Genomic DNA, 15,859 nt, shown 5'->3' with positions numbered 1-15,859 from the left:
TGCGGGTCGAGTGTGGCTGGTCGCGCAGTTCCCCGCGCCCCTGAAGGCCTGCGGCTTCGCCGCGCCTTCCCCGACGAGATGCCGCACGAAGTGCGCATCTCAGGGGCGCGGGGAACTGCGCGACCAGCCCCCACCGGCCGTCAGCCGGCACACGGCAGAACCCACCCCCACGGAGAGGAACCATGAAGCCCACCACGGCCATCACCCACATCGCCACCCTGGTCACGAACAACCCGGACCTCGGCGACGGCCCCCTGGGCCTGATCAAGGACGCCGCCCTGGTCATCGAGGACGGCAGGATCGCCTGGGCGGGTCCCACGTCCAAGGCCCCGGCGACGGACGAGGCCCACGACGCGCAGGGCCGGGCCGTCGTCCCCGGCTTCGTGGACTCCCACTCCCACCTGGTCTTCGCGGGCGACCGCACCGCGGAGTTCAACGCCCGTATGTCCGGCCAGAGTTACCAGGCAGGAGGCATCCGTACGACGGTGGCGGCCACCCGCGCCGCGACGGACGCCGAACTCCAGGCGAACCTCACCCACTACCTCGCGGAGGCCCTGCGCCAGGGCACGACCACCTTCGAGACGAAGTCCGGCTACGGCCTCACCACGCAGGACGAGGAACGAGCGCTGCGCATCGCGTCGGCCCACACCGACGAGGTCACGTACCTGGGCGCGCACATCGTGTCCCCGGACTACGCGGACGACCCGTCGGCCTACGTGGACCTGGTCACCGGCGAGATGCTCGACGCCTGCGCCCCGCACGCCCGTTGGATCGACGTGTTCTGCGAGAAGGGCGCGTTCGACGGCGACCAGGCGCGCGCGATCCTCACGGCGGGCAAGGCGAAGGGCCTGCTCCCGCGCATCCACGCCAACCAGCTCAGTCACGGCCCCGGCGTCCAGCTGGCGGTGGAACTGGACGCGGCGTCGGCCGACCACTGCACGCACCTCACGGACGCGGACGTGGACGCCCTGGCGCAGGGCGACACGGTCGCGACCCTGCTGCCCGGTGCCGAGTTCTCCACCCGCGCCGAGTGGCCGAACGCCCGCCGCCTGCTGGACGCGGGCGCCACGGTGGCGTTGTCGACGGACTGCAACCCGGGCTCGTCCTTCACGTCGTCGGTCCCGTTCTGCATCGCCCTCGCGGTACGGGACATGGGCATGACCCCGGACGAGGCGCTCTGGTCGGCGACGGCGGGCGGCGCGCGGGCCCTGCGCCGCACGGACATCGGCCACCTGGCCCCCGGCGCCCGCGCGGACCTGGCGTTCCTGGACGCCCCCAGCCACGTACACCTGGCGTACCGGCCGGGGGTGCCGCTGGTGTCGCAGGTGTGGCGGGCGGGCGTACAGGTGGTGTGAGGGAGGGCCGGTTCACCGCCGCCCGAGATAGACGCCCAGGGCCCGCTGCAGCACTTTCCCCTGCGGGCCCACGGGCAGCTCCCACTCCCCGAGGTACTCCACGGCCCGCCCGCCGGTCCCGGTCTTGAAGCGGAGCCGCCCGAGCAGCCGGTTGTCCTCGGTCAGCAGCGGACTGACGGACCGCAGGTCGTAGGTACCGGCTCCCGCGGCCCGCGCGTCGCCGAGCATGCGCCACAACAGGGCGTTGCTGGGCCGCAGTTCGCGTGCCCTGGGGTCGGACGCGGCGTAGGAGTGCCAGACCCGCGACCCCACGGAGATCATCAGCGCGGCGGAGAGCATCTCCGCGTCGTGCTCGGCGATGTAGAGCCGCAGCCGGTCCCCGTCCTCCGCGTTCAGCTCCTGCCACATGCGGTGGAAGTACGCGGCGGGGCGGGCCTTGAACCCGTCCCGGACGGCCGTCGCGGCGTACAGCTGGTGGAATTCGGGCAGGTCGGCGGCCGTCCCCCAGGACACCCGGACCCCGGCCTCGTCGGACGCGTCGAGCGCCTGCCGCCAGTGCGGTGCGAGCCCCTCGCGGACCTCCCGCGCGGACCGCCCGGCCAGCGGCACGTGGCAGCCGAACCGCGGCTGCCCCACCCCGAACCCGGTCTCGTCCCCGTCCGCGCACGGCCGCCAGCCGAGCCGCCGCAGCCGCTCCCCGACCTCGAGGGCGGTCCCGTCGATGTGGTCGGCGGCCATCCCGTGCAGATGCCGTACGCCGCTGTCGGCGATGCCCTCCGCGACGGTGGCCGGCTCCCAGTGCCGTACGACGAGGGGCGGCCCGATCCGCAACGAGAACGCGCCGCGCGCCTCCACGTGCGCGATCAGCGGCTCCAGCCACCGCTCGAGTCGCCGGTCCCGCCAGTCGATCGACGGCCCGTCGGGCAGATAGGCGAGCGAGCGCCGCGTCCCCGGCATCGACCGGTACAGCACGAGCCCCGCCGCCACCATGACCGGCCCGGCGGCCCCTCCTGGTTCCCGCTCCTCGAACCACCCGACGCTCTCCGCCTCCCAGTCGGGCTTCACGCCGCCCCACTCGGGGATCTGAAGGTGGCTGACCTCGGGATACAGGGTGAGGTGAGCCAGATGCTCCGCGCGGGCGATGCCCCGTACGGAGAGGGTGGGCGGTCTGGTCATGGCAGGCGGTCGCTCCTGATAGGCGGCAGCCACCGTAAGCCGCAGGTCACACGCTTGGTCAAGATTTCAAGGGCCGGGCCGTGCCCGTGCGCCGCCGGCGGAGCGTTCATCCTCAATCCATTGCAACGGAGCGGGTCGTCGTCGTTGCGTTACCGCAGAGCCCGTTGCAATGAAATATCGCCCCTGGCCTGCAATTACAGGAATGCATCGCGCTCATGGTGTTGAGCGATCGGCAAATGCAACGTAGCGTTTCACTCATCGCAAACGAAAGCGCCGGCGACATCGCACACGACATCGCACGCGTTGAGACCAGGGAGAGAACCATGCAGACCTTCACCACCCCCGCCCCGATCGCCACCGTCCTGACCGTCCCCGCCGCCCGCATCCAGGTCATCGCCGCGGACCGCGCCGACACCACCGTCGAGATCGGGCCCGCGAACGCCTCCAAGAGCCGTGACGTGAAGGCCGCCGAGGAGACCACCGCCGTGTACGCCGACGGGGTGCTGCGGATCGCGGCCCCGGAGGCGAAGAACCAGGCCTTCGGGTCGTCCGGCTCCATCGAGGTGACCGTGCGGCTGCCCGCCGGGTCCGGGGTCGAGGTCACGGCCGCCGTCGCCGAACTGCGCGGTGTGGGACCGCTCGGGGACGTCGTCGTCGAGAGCGCGCAGGGGCCGGTCCAGCTGAGCGAGGCCGCCAGTGCGCGGATCAGCCTTCAGGACGGCGCCATCACCATCGGGCGCCTCGCCGACGGCGGTGAACTCAGCACCCAGCAGGGTGACCTGACCGTCGGCGAGGCCGTCGGCGGCAAGCTCACCCTGAGCACCCAGAAGGGCGACATCGGCGTCGCCGCCGCCGCGGGCGTCTCCGCGTCGCTGGACGCGGGCACCGGCTACGGCCGGGTCGGCAACTCCCTCAAGAACGCCGACGCCACCCCCGGCCTGACCATCGAGGCCACCACCTCCTACGGCGACATCGTGGCCCGCAGCCTCTGAGTCGTAGGGTCGCCCGCATGACGACCGCATCGGCATCCGCCTTCGACACGCAGGAACGCCACATGTGGGCCGGGCGCGCCGCCGCCTACCGCCGCAGCGCGGAGCGGCTGTGCGCCCACCCGGTGCCCGACCTCCTCGACGCCGCCCGAGTGGCCGAGGGGGTCGGGCACTTGGACGTGGGGTGCGGCACCGGCACCGTCGTCGAGGCGGCCCGGGCGCGCGGCGCGCACGTCACCGCCGTGGACGCCGAGCCGGACATGGTGGCGGCGACCGGGGCCCGGGTCCCGCAGGCCCGGGTCGAGCACGGAACCCTCCCCGAACTGCCCTTCCCGGACGCGGAGTTCGACGCCGCCACCGCCAACTTCGTCCTGAACCACGTCGGCGACCCGATCGCCGCGCTCACCGAACTCCACCGCGTCCTGCGCCCCGGTGGCCGCGTCGCCGTCACCCTCTGGCGGAACCCCGACGCGGCGGGCCAGACCCTGCTCGGCCGGGCCGCGCAGGCGGCGGGAGTCACGCCCCCGGCCGGACGCGCGGGCCCCGGCGTCGACTTCGCCCGCACCGGTGACGGCGTCGCCGGACTGCTGCGCACGGCCGGGTTCGCGGACGTACGGGGCACGGAGCTCGCCTGGGAGCACCCCGCGGACGCCGAGGAGTGGTGGGCCGGGTTCGCGGACGGGGGCATCGGCACCGTCGGCACGATGCTCGGCGCGCTGACACAGGAGGAGCGCGCCGCCGCCAAGGCGCACTACGACCGGCTCGCGGAAGAACTCGCGGGCCCGGACGGGCGGTTGCTGCTCCCGCACATCGCCGTACTGGCCCACGGGGTCAAGGCCTGAGCGCACACAAAACGGGCCCGTCTCCCGGGGATCAGGGAGGCGGACCCGTTCGGTCGAGGAACCTTGAGGGGCTGGAGGGCGGGCTCACTCCTCCACCGTCAGCCCCTTGCGCAGGCGTACCAAGGTGCGCGACAGGAGTCGCGACACGTGCATCTGCGAGATTCCCAGCTCGTCGCCGATCTCGGACTGGGTCATGTTCGCCACGAAGCGCAAGGACAGGATCTTGCGGTCGCGCGGCGGGAGCTCGGCGATCAGCGGCTTGAGCGACTCGACGTACTCGATGCCTTCGAGGCCGTGGTCCTCGTAGCCGATCCGGTCCGCGAGCGCGCCCTCGGAGTCGTCCTCCTCGGGCTGGGCGTCCAGCGAGCTGGCGGTGTAGGCGTTGGACGCCGCCATGCCCTCCACGACCTCGTCGTTCGAGATGCCCAGGCGTTCGGCGAGCTCGCCCACCGTGGGTGCGCGGTCGAGCTGCTGGGCGAGTTCGTCGCCCGCCTTGGCGAGGTCGAGACGGAGTTCCTGGAGACGGCGCGGCACGCGCACCGACCAGGAGGTGTCGCGGAAGAAGCGCTTGATCTCGCCGACGATCGTCGGCATCGCGAAGGTCGGGAACTCGACGCCGCGGCTCAGCTCGAAGCGGTCGATCGCCTTGATCAGGCCGATCGTGCCGACCTGGATGATGTCCTCCATGGGCTCGCTGCGGGAGCGGAACCGGGAGGCCGCGAACTTCACCAGGGCGAGGTTGAGCTCGACCAGCGTGTTGCGGACGTAAGCGTATTCGTGGGTGCCCTCTTCGAGGGACTCGAGACGCGAGAAGAGCGTCTTGGAGAGCGCTCGCGCGTCGAGCGGCGCGACCTCGTCGAAGGGCGGGATCTCCGGCAGGCCCTCAAGGCCTTCCAGAGCGTCCGTCGAGCTGTCCGTCGTGGTGTCCTCGACATCCGATGCATGAGGTGCGTCGGTGTGGGCACGGGGTTCCGGGGGGAGAGTCGACGTCGCCTGGTCAGTACGCGATTCGTCGAGCCGGGGTGACATGATGTCCTCCATCGTTCTCGGCATATGGCTGCCGATGCCAATACGTGCACTGCGGTGTGCGGCGCCTCCGAAGCCGGCCGTGTCGATTGCTGTCCCTACTAGGCCTACCCGCTTTCATCACCGGGCCGCAAGTGCGTTTCATTGCGAAATGTCCGATTCCTAGGGGTTGTTCGGGTACCGGGCCGCGTAGGGAAGGCGTAGTGTTCGAGGGCGTCAACCGCACGTCGTAGGCAGTGAGAGCTTGAGCGGGAGAGGGTCGTCATGGACCGCGGGACAGTCGGCAGCGCACATCGGGGCCGGCTTCTGGTCGAGGTGCGACAGGAGGGCTCCAGCGCCGTCGTGACTCCGGCGGGTGAGTTGGATCACCACACCGCCGATCTGCTGCGCGACCCCCTGGACGAATGCCTCGCGAACGGACTTTCCCGGCTGATCGTGGACTGCTCACGCCTGGAGTTCTGCGACTCGACCGGGCTGAACGTACTGCTCGGCGCCCGCCTCAAGGCCGAGGCCGCGGGCGGTGGAGTCCATCTGGCCGGGATGCTGCCGGTGGTGGCCAGGGTCTTCGAGATCACCGGTGCCGAGGCCGTTTTCACGGTGCACGAATCGCTGGAGGCGGCGCTCGCCCCGGAGTGACCCGAAGACCCCGGAACGCCGCGCGCCCGCGAGGGGCAGAAGTTACGCTCCAGTTGTCTCTGCGTGATCGAGGCGTTACCAGCGTCACAGGTTCCGCCTCAAAGTAGGGGGTGTTCCTGTCGTCCGGCCGGGCAGGAGACCCCCGACCGCGAACGTGACGCATCAGACGAAGACAACTCGTGACGACGACTCCGACCCCGACCTCTTGAACTTTGAAGCTGATATTGGTGAATCGGTGAGGTGAAGTGCTGATGAGCGCCACCCGGCCTTACTCGCCGGGCGACCACGGCCCCGGGTCCGGCGACGAGCCGGCCGCTGAGAGCCGTCAGGTCCGCAGGCTGAGCCTCGACGACGCGAGCGGCATCGTGCCGCTGGCCCGCGACTTCACCCGGGACGCGCTGCATGCCTGGGGCTGGCTGCCCGCCGCGACCGCGGATCGCCGTGCCGCCGCGGAGGACGTCCTGCTGGTCGTCTCCGAGCTGGTCACCAACGCCTGCCTGCACGCCGAGGGCCCGGACGAACTCGCGCTGTTCTACGGGGACTCCCCGGCCAACAAAGTGCTGCGCATCGAGGTCTCCGACCGCGGCGCCGGGCAGCCCGCGCCGCGCACCCCGCACCGCGCGGGGCGCCCCGGAGGCCACGGCATGTTCATCGTCCAACGCCTCTGCCTGGACTGGGGAGTTGTCCGCACCCCCGGAGTCACCGGCAAGACCGTGTGGGCGGAGGTCGGCGCCCCCGCCTGACCCGCCCCGCGGGCTTGTTTCCCGCGAATTCCGTACGTATTTCCGAGCACGCCGGATCGTCTTCGATCCGGCGTGCTCTTTGTCTTCCCTCGACAAGGTCCCCGGCGTACCTTGAGCCACCCGCATCTGATGAACCGTCAGTAACCGTCGGTCGAAGGGATTCTCGAGGTGTCGTACCGGACGTACCAGAAACGAACCGCCGCGTTCGCGCTCAGCGCGGCCCTGGCCGGCTCGGCGGTGCTGATGGCCGCCCCCAGCGCTTCGGCCACGGTGCAGGACGTCAACTACCAGTGCAAAACGCCGATCGGCAACAAAGGGGCCGTGTCCCCGATCGACATGAAGTCCGTCAAGAGCGGCGGCGGCTACAAGATCACCATGTCCTTCCAGAAGGGCGTCTCCTCCAGCCCGGTCGAACTGGGCAAGGGCGCGATGAAGCCGAGTGCCGTCATCAAGCTGGGCGGCGCGGAGAGCGGCCAGCTCGCCGTCTCCGGGCCGCCGAACTCCGAGGCGATACCCGCCAATTCGCCCATCAAGATCAGCGACTTGAGCGGGACGTACACGCCGAGGAAGAGCGGCAAGGTGACGTTCACGGCGGGCGTCCTCACCATCAAGGCACTGGGCACGACGACGACCTGCACCCCGGCCAACAATCCGAAGCCGTCCCTGGAACTGGACGTCAAGGCCGCGGGCGGCAGCGCCTCCTCCGGCTCGGGCTCCGGCTCCGGATCCTCGGGCTCCTCCCAGTCGGCTCCCTCGGGAGGCGGGGAACTCCCGCAGACCGGCCCGGAGGACTCGGCGATCGCGCTGGGGACCTTGGGCGGCACGGTGCTCCTCGCCGGTGCGGCGGGTGCGCTGTGGCTGACCCGCAGGAACCAGTCGGCGCGGTAGATGGCGCCCCGTAAGGGGCGCGGGTCCGTGCCTACGAGCGGCTCCGCCGCGGGGCGCGCGCAACCACGCACGACCCGCACCCGCACAGGACTCCCTCGCCCCTACGGCGCATGGGCGCTCATAGGTGCCGCCCTACTGGCGTGGGGCGGCACCGGGGCGGCCCGAGCGGCCCAGCCGCACTGGACGGTCGCCCCGTCCGCGGGCGGCGGATCAAGGCCCGCCGCACAGGACGGCCGCCCCTACATCTACGCGGAGGGCACCCCCGGAACCGTCCTGGAGGACAAGGTGGCCGTCACCAACCCGACCACCAAGCCACTCAAGATCGCCCTGCGCGGCGCCGACGCCGACAACCGCACCGACGGCGCCCTCGACGTCCGTAAGAAGGCACGCGACACCGGCGCCTGGATCAGGTTCGCCGAGACCACGGTGAGGATCCCGGCCCGCACCCGCGCCGAGGTCCCGTTCACCGTGACCGTCCCCGCGGGCGCTACCCCGGGCGACCACCCGGGCGCGATCGTGGCGAGCGGCGGCGGCCGGGACGCCGGGGTCAGCGTCCACCTGCGGGTCAGCGGGCCCACGCTCGCCGCGCTCACCGTCGAGCACGTACGGGTCAGGGACGGCGACTCCATCGCGTACGACGTGGTGAACCGCGGCAACACGACCCTCACACCCCGCCTCGCGGTGAAGGCCGACGGCGTCTTCGGCACCGTCCTCGACAAGCGGGCCCGCACGCTCCCCGTCGAACTGCTGCCGGGCCGCCGCGTCACCCTCACCGAACCGTGGCCGGGGGCGCCCGCCCTCGACGCGGTCGACGTGAAGGTGACGGTCACGGCGGGCGGCGGCGCGGCGGACTCGGCGACGACGACCGCCCGGTTCGTGCCGTGGGGCGTCGTCGGCGGCGCCCTGGCCGTGCTCGCGGGAGCCGGCTGCGCCGCCTACTGGTACGTACGCAACCGACGGAACCCAAGGGACCAAAGGGGTATGCCATGAACCGCCGCAGCGCCCGCGCACCGCGGTTGCTGACCGTCCTGGCCCTCGTCGCCGCGCTGGTGGCGGGCGCCGCTCCGTGGGCGGCGGCCGCCGACGGCAAACCCACCGTCACGCTCTCCAAGTCCCAGGCGGGGACGGGCGGTTCGATCACCGTCAACGGCGCGGGCTGGGGGTCGAAGGCGCTGCTGATGCTGCTGATCTGCGGGCAGTCGACCCCGGAGCGCGGCGTCGTCGGCGGCACCAACTCCTGCGCCAACTCCGACGGGCTCGCCGTCACCACCGACGCCAAGGGGGCCTTCAGCAAGAAGCTGCCGGTCGCCGAGCCGCCCGCCGCGTGCCCCTGCGTCGTCCACGTGGCGACCGCGACCGGGGAGAAGGCGCAGGCCGACGCCGCGTTCCAGGTCGCAGGGCACCCGGTGAAGGCGCTGCCGAAGGAGTCCGGCAACGGGCAGTTGTCCATGGTCACCGACACCCGGCTCGAAGGGTCGAGCGGCGTCCTGACGTGGTTCGGCGCCCCGCCGTCGCGCACGTTCACCTTCACCGTCGGCAACGTCGGCTCGACGCCCGTCAAGAACCCGGTCTTCCAAGTCGGCACCTCCCACGGTGTGTTCGCGCCGCAGTGGGAGGAACAGCAGTGGCGCGGCACGATCCGGCCGGGCCGCAAGGCGCAGATCGAACTGCCCGTCGATCTGTCGGCCGGCGCCCACGGCAGCTACCTGGTCTCGATGAAGTACGGGGGCAAGGTCCTCGCCGAACAGCCCTGGGGCGTGGGCCGCCCCTGGGGCGTGACGCTCTTCTGGCTGCTGCTCTGCGTCGTCGTGCCGGCCGCCGTCTTCCGCATCGGCATGGCGGTCGTCGACCGGATCAGGCCGCGCGACCGTCACGGCGCGCAGGGCCGTCACCGCGGCGCCCAGCGCCTGGCCGAACTCACCGTGAAAATGCCCAGGTTGAGGCCTCCGCAGCAGGAACCGAAACCTGCCGCCGGCACGCCGCGGCCCGCTTCGGCGGAGCCCGCCACGCACGCCACGACCACCCTGCCCTGGTTCACCCCGGACACCGATCCGGGTGTGCCCGCGGCCGGTCAGCTCTCCGCACCGCACGACAACAGCCAGACGACGAAAGGAAATCCGTGAGCACGCAACGGAGAGTGAGTGCGGCCGGCGTCGCCCTGATGCTCGGCGGGGCGGGACTGCTGCTCGTCGCGTCCCCCGCGCAGGCCGCCGACGTCTCGTACAAGACCGAGTGCGTTCCGCCCGCGATCTCAGGGCTCGATCCCGTCGAGGGCACCACGCAGGTGGAGATCACGGCGCCCGAGACGGCGAAGGTCGGCGACGAGGTCGAGGTGACCTGGAAGTTCGTCCAGGCCGCCTCCAAGAACCCGGACGTCCTCGACCTCGACGCGAACACCGTGCAGCCCACCGGCACGCTCAAGGCGGCCGGCGCGCAGACCGGTGACATCGCGATGTCGGGCCCGCGCGAGAACCCGGCGATCCCCAAGAACAGCGCGATGAAGCTGTCCACGATGAAGGGCAAGGTCAAGTTGACCGCGGCCGGGGACGTGACGCTGACCCCGGACAAGTACAACATCAACGTCAACAAGCCCATCTCGACGGACACCAAGTGCTCGCCCAAGGAGACCGTGAAACCCGGCGCGACCATCAAGGTCTCGGACGGCAGCGGGAGTTCGGGCGGCAGCGGCGGCGCGGCGGCGGGCGGCTCGTCGAGCTCCGGCGGCAGCGCCGCGGGCGGCCTGATCAGCGGCGCGAGCAGCGCGGGCGGGGCCAGCGGTTCCGGCGGTTCGAGCAGCTCGGGCGGGACCAGCGGCGCGGGTGGCTCGGACGCCACCGGCGGCACGAGCGGCGGCGACAGCGGGAAGACCGACTTCACCGGCAAGGAGGTCGAGATCCCGTACGCCTGCAAGACGCCCATCGGCGACAAGAACGCGACGTCACCGGTGCAGATCAACGCCAAGAAGGACGGCGGGAACTACGCCCTGACGGTGAAGTTCAAGAAGTCCGTCATGGACAGCCCGGCCGACATCCCCGCCGACTCGGTCAAGCCGTCGATGGCGGTGAAGCTGGGCGGCGCCGACAAGGGCACCGTCGCCGTCGAGGGCCCGACCAACAAGGAGCCGATCAAGTCCGGTGACCCGATGACGATCCCCGACCTGACCGGCACCTACAAGCCGGGCGCCGACGGCAAGTCGACGCTGTCGCCGGGCGTCCTCACGGTGAAGGCGCTGGGCACGACCACCACCTGCACGCCGAGCAAGACGGAGGTCTCCCTGGAGATCGACACGACGGCGGTGGAGGGCGGCGCGTCCGGCTCGGGCTCGGGCTCCGGCTCCGCGGGCGGTTCGGCGGGCGGTTCGGCGGCCACCGGCGGCGGCCTCGCCGAGACCGGTGCCTCGAATGACGGCGCCCTGCGCGCGCTCGGCCTGGTGGCCGGCACGGTGATCCTGCTGGGCGGCGCGGTGTTCACGTTCCTGCCCAAGCGGCGGGCGGCCAGGAGGTAACGGCCGACAGGGCCCGCCGCACCGGAAACCCCGGTGCGGCGGGTCTCTGTCATGAGTAGTGGTAGCGGGCCTTCAGGATCTTCACTTCCTTGTCGTCGGCCCGGTACACGAGCCGATGCTCGTCGTCGATGCGCCGGGACCAGTAGCCCGACAGATCGCCTTTGAGCGCCTCGGGTTTGCCGATGCCCTCGAACGGGGTGCGCTGGATCTCCGCGATCAGCCGCGTGATCCGGCGGGCCGTCCTGCGGTCCGCCGACAGCCACCAGCAGAAGTCCTCCCAGGCGGCGGTGTCGAAGTGGACACTCCTCACTCCTCGCCCCCCGCGAGGTCCCGCAACTCGTCCAGCGTCTTCTCGGCGCCCGGGTGGCTTCCCGCGCGGTCGCGGGCCACGGCTTCCATCAGGCGCTGGGCATTGGCCGGCGAGCGCAACAGGTAGACCGTCTCCTGCCAGGCGTCGTAGTCGTCGGCGGACATCAGGACCGCGTCCCCGTTGCGCGAGGTGATGCGCACCGGAGCGTGGTCGGTGTTGACGCGCTCTATCAGCGGATAAAGGGTGGCGCGGGCTTCGCTGGCACTGATGGACACGAGGACTCCTTGGGAGCGAGATCCGTACCGGTTTTCCGTACTGGAAGGGTACCGGATTCTGGTACCAGTCTTTCGGTGAGGCTGACCGGACCTGGAGCAGACGCGAAAAGGGGGCCTGGCCGCACCGTCCGGTGCGGCCAGGCCCCCTTTCACGCGGAGCGCGGGCGGGTCAGTGCACGCCGCCCATGAGCGGCTTGACCTTCCGGCGGAACATGAAGACCGCGACACCGGCGAGGACCGCGATGGCGCCCTGCGAGGCGAACCACCACTGGGTGTCCGTCGGCGCACCGATCAGCTGGAGGAGCGCGATGACGGAGTCGCCCGCGGTGACGGCCAGGAACCAGACACCCATCATCTGGGAGCCGTACTTGGCCGGCGCCAGCTTGGTGGTGAGGGACAGGCCGACCGGGGAGAGCGTCAGCTCACCGATGGTCTGGATCAGGTAGACCGCGCACAGCCACAGCGGCGTCACCTTGGCGTCGCCGGAGGCGGCGGCCTGGGCGAGCATCATCACGAAGAAGGACAGGCCGATCAGGAAGACACCATTGGCGAACTTCGTGATGGTGCTGGGCTCCTTGCCGCGCTTGTTGAGCGCGATCCACAGCCACGCGGCGACCGGCGCGAACGCCATCACGTACAGCGGGTTCAGCGACTGGAACCAGCTCGACGGGAAGTCGAAGCCGAACAGGGTGTTGGCCGTGTTGTCCTGCGCGAAGACGGTCAGCGTGGAGCCGGTCTGGTCGTAGATGGCCCAGAACACGGCGGCCACGACGAAGAACCAGATGTACGCGGAGACCCGGGACTGCTCGGTGTCGTCCAGCTCCCGGTCGCGCTTCATCTTGACCAGGTACCAGATCGGCAGGACCAGACCGAGGATGGTCAGCGGCCACAGCATCCAGTTCACGGTGAGCCAGCCGCCGAAGCCGACGATGCCGTAGAACACGACGGCCAGTCCGGCCCAGAAGGCGACCTTCTTCCAGATCGCGGTCTTCTCGGCAGCGGACATCGGCGAGGGGACGACCGTCGACTCGGACGACAGGAAGCGGAAGCCGAACAGGAAGCACATCAGGCCGAGCGCCATGCCCACACCGGCCATCGCGAAGCCGAGGTGCCAGCTGACCTTCTGGCCGACCGTGCCGATCGTCAGCGGCGCGACGAACGCGCCGAGGTTGATCGCCATGTAGAAGATCGAGAATCCGCCGTCACGCCGCGGGTCGTTCTTGTCCGGGTACAGGTGGCCGACCATCGTCGAGATGTTGGCCTTCAGCAGACCGGAGCCGATCGCGATCAGCGCGAGGCCGCCGTAGAACGTGCCGGCCCACGGCAGGGCCAGCGTGAAGTGGCCGACCATGATGATGCCGGCGCCGACCGCGGTGGTCTTGCGCGGGCCCCAGACGCGGTCGCCGAGCCAGCCGCCCGGCAGCGCGAGCAGGTAGACGAGGGCGTTGTAGACCGAGTAGATGGCGAACGCGGTGGCGGTCGTGAGACCGAGGCCACCGTCGACCACGGCTGCCGACAGGTAGAGAACGAGCAGTGCCCGCATCCCGTAGAAGCTGTAGCGCTCCCACATCTCCGTCAGAAACAGAAAGGCGAGGCCGAGGGGGTGGCCGAGGAAGCGCTTGTCACCGGCGACGGGCGCGGTGGCTTCCTTCGTCAGGGTGGACGCCATGGTGGTTCCTTGCTCGCTCGGGACGCCGCCGTCGTTCCTTTGTGGGGGGTGCGGCGAGCGCCCGGGTGGGGGGTCGGCCGGCACCGGGGTCCTACCGTCCTCCCCACGCCCGGGGGGATGTGCCCGACGAGAGTTCGTACGGGACGAGGTACGGCGGTCCCGGGATCCACACCCCGGCGCGCTTCCTTACGCGCGGGGCCCGGCCACAGGTCATTCCTTTCAAGACTGGCAAGAGCCAGCCCGCACGGAAAAGGGACCTTCGGGCGCGGTGCGCTCCAAAAGTCCCCCAGTAGTGCATCAGGCGTCCGGTCACCATACGACACGACAGTGCGGCATATGGAAGGACTTGAGAGATGGATCACAGGTATTTCCGGAACCGCTCTGGCGATTCAAAGGTGTTCTTAAGGATCGCACCCCAGAGACGTAGGACGTGAAGGCGGAGGCCGTGGTTCCGCTCTCTCTCGGGCCCGTGACCGGACCCGTACCGGCGGATCACCCGGCGGATCACCCCGCAGGGCTCGTCCGGCGCGGACTACCATCACCCCATGACCCGTGTACTGCTCGCCGAGGACGACGCGTCCATCTCGGAGCCGCTGGCCCGCGCCCTGCGCCGGGAGGGTTACGAGGTCGAAGTGCGCGAGGACGGCCCCACCGCCCTCGACGCCGGACTGCAGGGGAGCATCGATCTCGTCGTACTCGACCTGGGGCTGCCCGGGATGGACGGCCTGGAGGTGGCCCGCCGGCTGCGCGCCGAGGGGCACACCGTGCCGATCCTGATCCTCACCGCGCGCGCCGACGAGGTGGACACGGTGGTCGGTCTCGACGCGGGCGCCGACGACTACGTCACCAAGCCGTTCCGCCTCGCCGAGCTGCTCGCCCGCGTCCGGGCGCTCCTGCGGCGCGGCGCCGCCGAGCCCAAGGAGGCCCCGGCCACGCACGGCGTCCGTATCGACGTCGAGTCGCACCGGGCGTGGATGGGTGACGAGGAACTCCAGCTCACGGCGAAGGAGTTCGACCTGCTGCGGGTGCTCGTGCGCGACGCGGGCCGGGTCGTCACGCGCGACCAGCTGATGCGCGAGGTCTGGGACACCACATGGTGGTCGTCGACCAAGACGCTGGACATGCACATCTCGTGGCTCAGGAAGAAGCTCGGCGACGACGCGGCGAACCCGCGGTACATCGCGACGGTGCGCGGGGTCGGCTTCCGGTTCGAGAAGAGCTAGTGCTGGATTCCTCTTTGGCGGGGTAGGTGTAGTCATGAGGGGTGCTGATTCGGGCTGCTCGGGGGCGAGTTGCTGTGCCGAAGTTGCTGTTGGCCCGTCCGGCTTCGGACGAGGCGGAGGAGATCAAGGTCCGCAGGCTGGCCGGGGCGAGGCACGCGCCGGCCGATTGGATCCTGCGGGCGAGGATCATCGCGCTGAGCTGGGATGGCCTGCGCGTTCCGGTGATCGCGGCCCGGCTGGGCTGCCATCACAAGACGGTCCGCAAGTGGTTGTGCCGGTTCAACGCTCAGGGCCTGGACGGGCTCGGGGACCGGCCCGGGTGCGGGCGCAAGCGCCGGATCACCGAGGACGAACGATCCCGCATCATCGCGTTGGTCAAGCTGGCCCCGCCCGGACGGCTGGAGGTCCAGCCGTCTAACGAGCTGTGGGCGGCCGACGTGACCGGGCCGGAGGAGTGGACCCTGGACGCCCTGGCCGCCACCGCCCAGGCCGAGGGCATTCAGGTGGGACGGTCCCAGGTCCGGCGGATCCTGCTGGCCGAGGGCGTGCGCTGGCGCCGTACCCGCACTTGGACCACCAGCCGTGACCCGGAGTTCGCCCCAAAAGGACGAGGATCGTCGGCCTCTACACCGACCCGCCATCGGACGCCACGGTGATCTGCGCGGACGAACTCGGGCCGGTCATCCCGCGCGCCTTTGCGCCCGCGCCCGGCTGGTCACCGGACGGGCACCGGATCAAGGCGGAGCTCGACTACAGCCGCGGTCCGGAGAAGACCTGGGTCTACGGAGGGCTGCGGGTGCGCGACGGCATCGAGATCACCACGACCGCTTCCTCCCGCAATAGCGTCAACTACCAGCAGTTCCTCCACAAGGTCGAGGACGCCAACCCGGCTGGGCCGATCTGGATCGTGACCGACAACCTGTCTTCTCACAACAGCAAGTCCACCCTCGAGTGGCTCGAGGATCACCCGAGGATCTTCCACGCGTTCATCCCGGTGGGGGCCTGCTGGCTCAACCTCCAGGAAGGCTGGTGGCGCATCTTCCGCAAGGCCGCGCTGGCAGGACGCTCCTTCTGCGGCCCTGACGACATCGCCGAGGTCACCGCCGTGGCAACCGCCCAGCTCAACGCCCGCGCCAAACCCTGGATCTGGGGCCGACCACCCCCACCCACCCGCACCCTCCGGCGCCGTTTTGAGTACCGCCTTTGAGGAATCCAGCACTAG

At 70.7% G+C, this 15,859-nt stretch carries 17 protein-coding genes; 12 read left to right on the top strand and 5 right to left on the bottom strand.

Translation table 11 applies throughout. The features are described 5' to 3' along the window. The first annotated feature begins 182 nt into the window (after positions 1–182). Positions 183–1,355 carry an imidazolonepropionase gene (gene hutI, locus B072_RS0109710; RefSeq protein WP_018529743.1) on the top strand — a complete coding sequence of 391 codons (1,173 nt, stop codon included), beginning with the start codon at positions 183–185 and terminating at the stop codon, positions 1,353–1,355. 12 nt (positions 1,356–1,367) lie between these two features. Here hutI and B072_RS0109705 read toward each other — a convergent pair whose 3' ends face one another. Next, positions 1,368–2,531, bottom strand: a complete 1,164-nt coding sequence (locus B072_RS0109705) for a lipid II:glycine glycyltransferase FemX (protein WP_018529742.1) — start codon at positions 2,529–2,531, stop codon at positions 1,368–1,370. 323 nt (positions 2,532–2,854) lie between these two features. Between B072_RS0109705 and B072_RS0109700 the strand changes: the two genes are divergently transcribed. Together B072_RS0109700 and B072_RS0109695 are read left to right on the top strand one after the other, a co-directional pair. After that, entirely contained in the window at positions 2,855–3,523 is a 669-nt protein-coding gene (locus tag B072_RS0109700; RefSeq protein ID WP_018529741.1) for a DUF4097 family beta strand repeat-containing protein, read from the top strand. A gap of 17 nt (positions 3,524–3,540) precedes the next feature. Next, entirely contained in the window at positions 3,541–4,362 is an 822-nt protein-coding gene (locus tag B072_RS0109695; protein WP_026245636.1) for a class I SAM-dependent methyltransferase, read from the top strand. Positions 4,363–4,446: 84 nt separating this feature from the next. Here the strand turns inward: B072_RS0109695 and B072_RS0109690 are convergent, their stop codons facing one another. After that, positions 4,447–5,403 carry a SigB/SigF/SigG family RNA polymerase sigma factor gene (locus B072_RS0109690; protein WP_018529739.1) on the bottom strand — a complete coding sequence of 319 codons (957 nt, stop codon included), beginning with the start codon at positions 5,401–5,403 and terminating at the stop codon, positions 4,447–4,449. 249 nt (positions 5,404–5,652) lie between these two features. Between B072_RS0109690 and B072_RS0109685 the strand changes: the two genes are divergently transcribed. The 6 genes from B072_RS0109685 to B072_RS0109660 all read left to right on the top strand — a co-directional run bounded on the left by B072_RS0109685 (position 5,653) and on the right by B072_RS0109660 (position 11,160). Further along, positions 5,653–6,024 (top strand): STAS domain-containing protein, encoded by a 372-nt coding sequence (locus tag B072_RS0109685; protein WP_018529738.1) that lies wholly within the window; start codon positions 5,653–5,655, stop codon positions 6,022–6,024. Positions 6,025–6,275: 251 nt separating this feature from the next. After that, entirely contained in the window at positions 6,276–6,767 is a 492-nt protein-coding gene (locus tag B072_RS0109680; protein WP_026245634.1) for an ATP-binding protein, read from the top strand. A gap of 168 nt (positions 6,768–6,935) precedes the next feature. Beyond that, complete coding sequence (locus B072_RS0109675; protein ID WP_018529736.1) at positions 6,936–7,655, top strand: LPXTG cell wall anchor domain-containing protein; 720 nt, start codon at positions 6,936–6,938, stop codon at positions 7,653–7,655. Positions 7,656–7,682: 27 nt separating this feature from the next. After that, complete coding sequence (locus tag B072_RS42885) at positions 7,683–8,645, top strand: hypothetical protein (protein ID WP_158689174.1); 963 nt, start codon at positions 7,683–7,685, stop codon at positions 8,643–8,645. Continuing rightward, positions 8,642–9,778: a hypothetical protein gene (locus B072_RS0109665; RefSeq protein WP_018529734.1), complete on the top strand. Its 1,137-nt coding sequence runs from the start codon at positions 8,642–8,644 to the stop codon at positions 9,776–9,778. The genes B072_RS42885 and B072_RS0109665 overlap by 4 nt, the downstream gene beginning before the upstream one ends. A gap of 38 nt (positions 9,779–9,816) precedes the next feature. Continuing rightward, a complete protein-coding gene (locus B072_RS0109660; protein ID WP_051127145.1) occupies positions 9,817–11,160 on the top strand; it encodes a hypothetical protein in 1,344 nt (447 codons plus the stop codon). Positions 11,161–11,209: 49 nt separating this feature from the next. Here the strand turns inward: B072_RS0109660 and B072_RS0109655 are convergent, their stop codons facing one another. The 3 genes from B072_RS0109655 to B072_RS0109645 all read right to left on the bottom strand — a co-directional run bounded on the left by B072_RS0109655 (position 11,210) and on the right by B072_RS0109645 (position 13,414). Continuing rightward, positions 11,210–11,470, bottom strand: a complete 261-nt coding sequence (locus B072_RS0109655) for a Txe/YoeB family addiction module toxin (protein WP_018529732.1) — start codon at positions 11,468–11,470, stop codon at positions 11,210–11,212. After that, positions 11,467–11,745 (bottom strand): type II toxin-antitoxin system Phd/YefM family antitoxin, encoded by a 279-nt coding sequence (locus tag B072_RS0109650; RefSeq protein WP_018529731.1) that lies wholly within the window; start codon positions 11,743–11,745, stop codon positions 11,467–11,469. Before B072_RS0109650 ends, B072_RS0109655 begins: the two co-directional genes overlap by 4 nt. Before the next feature lie 169 nt (positions 11,746–11,914). Further along, on the bottom strand, positions 11,915–13,414 hold the full coding sequence (locus B072_RS0109645) for a peptide MFS transporter (protein WP_018529730.1): 1,500 nt from the start codon (positions 13,412–13,414) through the stop codon (positions 11,915–11,917). A 545-nt stretch (positions 13,415–13,959) separates the two neighbouring features. Here B072_RS0109645 and B072_RS0109640 point away from each other — a divergent pair. The 3 genes from B072_RS0109640 (at position 13,960) to B072_RS0109630 (ending at position 15,844) form a co-directional block, all read left to right on the top strand. After that, positions 13,960–14,637 carry a response regulator transcription factor gene (locus B072_RS0109640; RefSeq protein WP_018529729.1) on the top strand — a complete coding sequence of 226 codons (678 nt, stop codon included), beginning with the start codon at positions 13,960–13,962 and terminating at the stop codon, positions 14,635–14,637. Between the two features lie 74 nt (positions 14,638–14,711). Further along, on the top strand, positions 14,712–15,293 hold the full coding sequence (locus B072_RS0109635; protein ID WP_018529728.1) for a helix-turn-helix domain-containing protein: 582 nt from the start codon (positions 14,712–14,714) through the stop codon (positions 15,291–15,293). Next, positions 15,290–15,844 carry a transposase gene (locus B072_RS0109630; RefSeq protein ID WP_018529727.1) on the top strand — a complete coding sequence of 185 codons (555 nt, stop codon included), beginning with the start codon at positions 15,290–15,292 and terminating at the stop codon, positions 15,842–15,844. Before B072_RS0109635 ends, B072_RS0109630 begins: the two co-directional genes overlap by 4 nt. Positions 15,845–15,859 lie beyond the last annotated feature (15 nt).

This window comes from Streptomyces sp. HmicA12 (assembly GCF_000373565.1).
In the GTDB taxonomy this organism is placed as follows: Bacteria; Actinomycetota; Actinomycetes; order Streptomycetales; family Streptomycetaceae; genus Streptomyces.
Note: the sequence above shows the minus strand (reverse complement) of the source record. Positions and strands in the feature narration are given on the sequence as shown.

Coding starts and splice junctions, on each gene's coding strand:
- B072_RS0109660 (WP_051127145.1), top strand. CDS start 9,817: ATGCTCGGCGGGGCGGGACTGCTGCTCGTCGCGTCCCCCGCGCAGGCC.
- B072_RS0109640 (WP_018529729.1), top strand. CDS start 13,960: ATGACCCGTGTACTGCTCGCCGAGGACGACGCGTCCATCTCGGAGCCG.
- hutI (WP_018529743.1), top strand. CDS start 183: ATGAAGCCCACCACGGCCATCACCCACATCGCCACCCTGGTCACGAAC.
- B072_RS0109700 (WP_018529741.1), top strand. CDS start 2,855: ATGCAGACCTTCACCACCCCCGCCCCGATCGCCACCGTCCTGACCGTC.
- B072_RS0109695 (WP_026245636.1), top strand. CDS start 3,541: ATGACGACCGCATCGGCATCCGCCTTCGACACGCAGGAACGCCACATG.
- B072_RS0109665 (WP_018529734.1), top strand. CDS start 8,642: ATGAACCGCCGCAGCGCCCGCGCACCGCGGTTGCTGACCGTCCTGGCC.
- B072_RS0109680 (WP_026245634.1), top strand. CDS start 6,276: ATGAGCGCCACCCGGCCTTACTCGCCGGGCGACCACGGCCCCGGGTCC.
- B072_RS0109645 (WP_018529730.1), bottom strand. CDS start 13,414: ATGGCGTCCACCCTGACGAAGGAAGCCACCGCGCCCGTCGCCGGTGAC.
- B072_RS0109705 (WP_018529742.1), bottom strand. CDS start 2,531: ATGACCAGACCGCCCACCCTCTCCGTACGGGGCATCGCCCGCGCGGAG.
- B072_RS0109685 (WP_018529738.1), top strand. CDS start 5,653: ATGGACCGCGGGACAGTCGGCAGCGCACATCGGGGCCGGCTTCTGGTC.
- B072_RS0109690 (WP_018529739.1), bottom strand. CDS start 5,403: ATGGAGGACATCATGTCACCCCGGCTCGACGAATCGCGTACTGACCAG.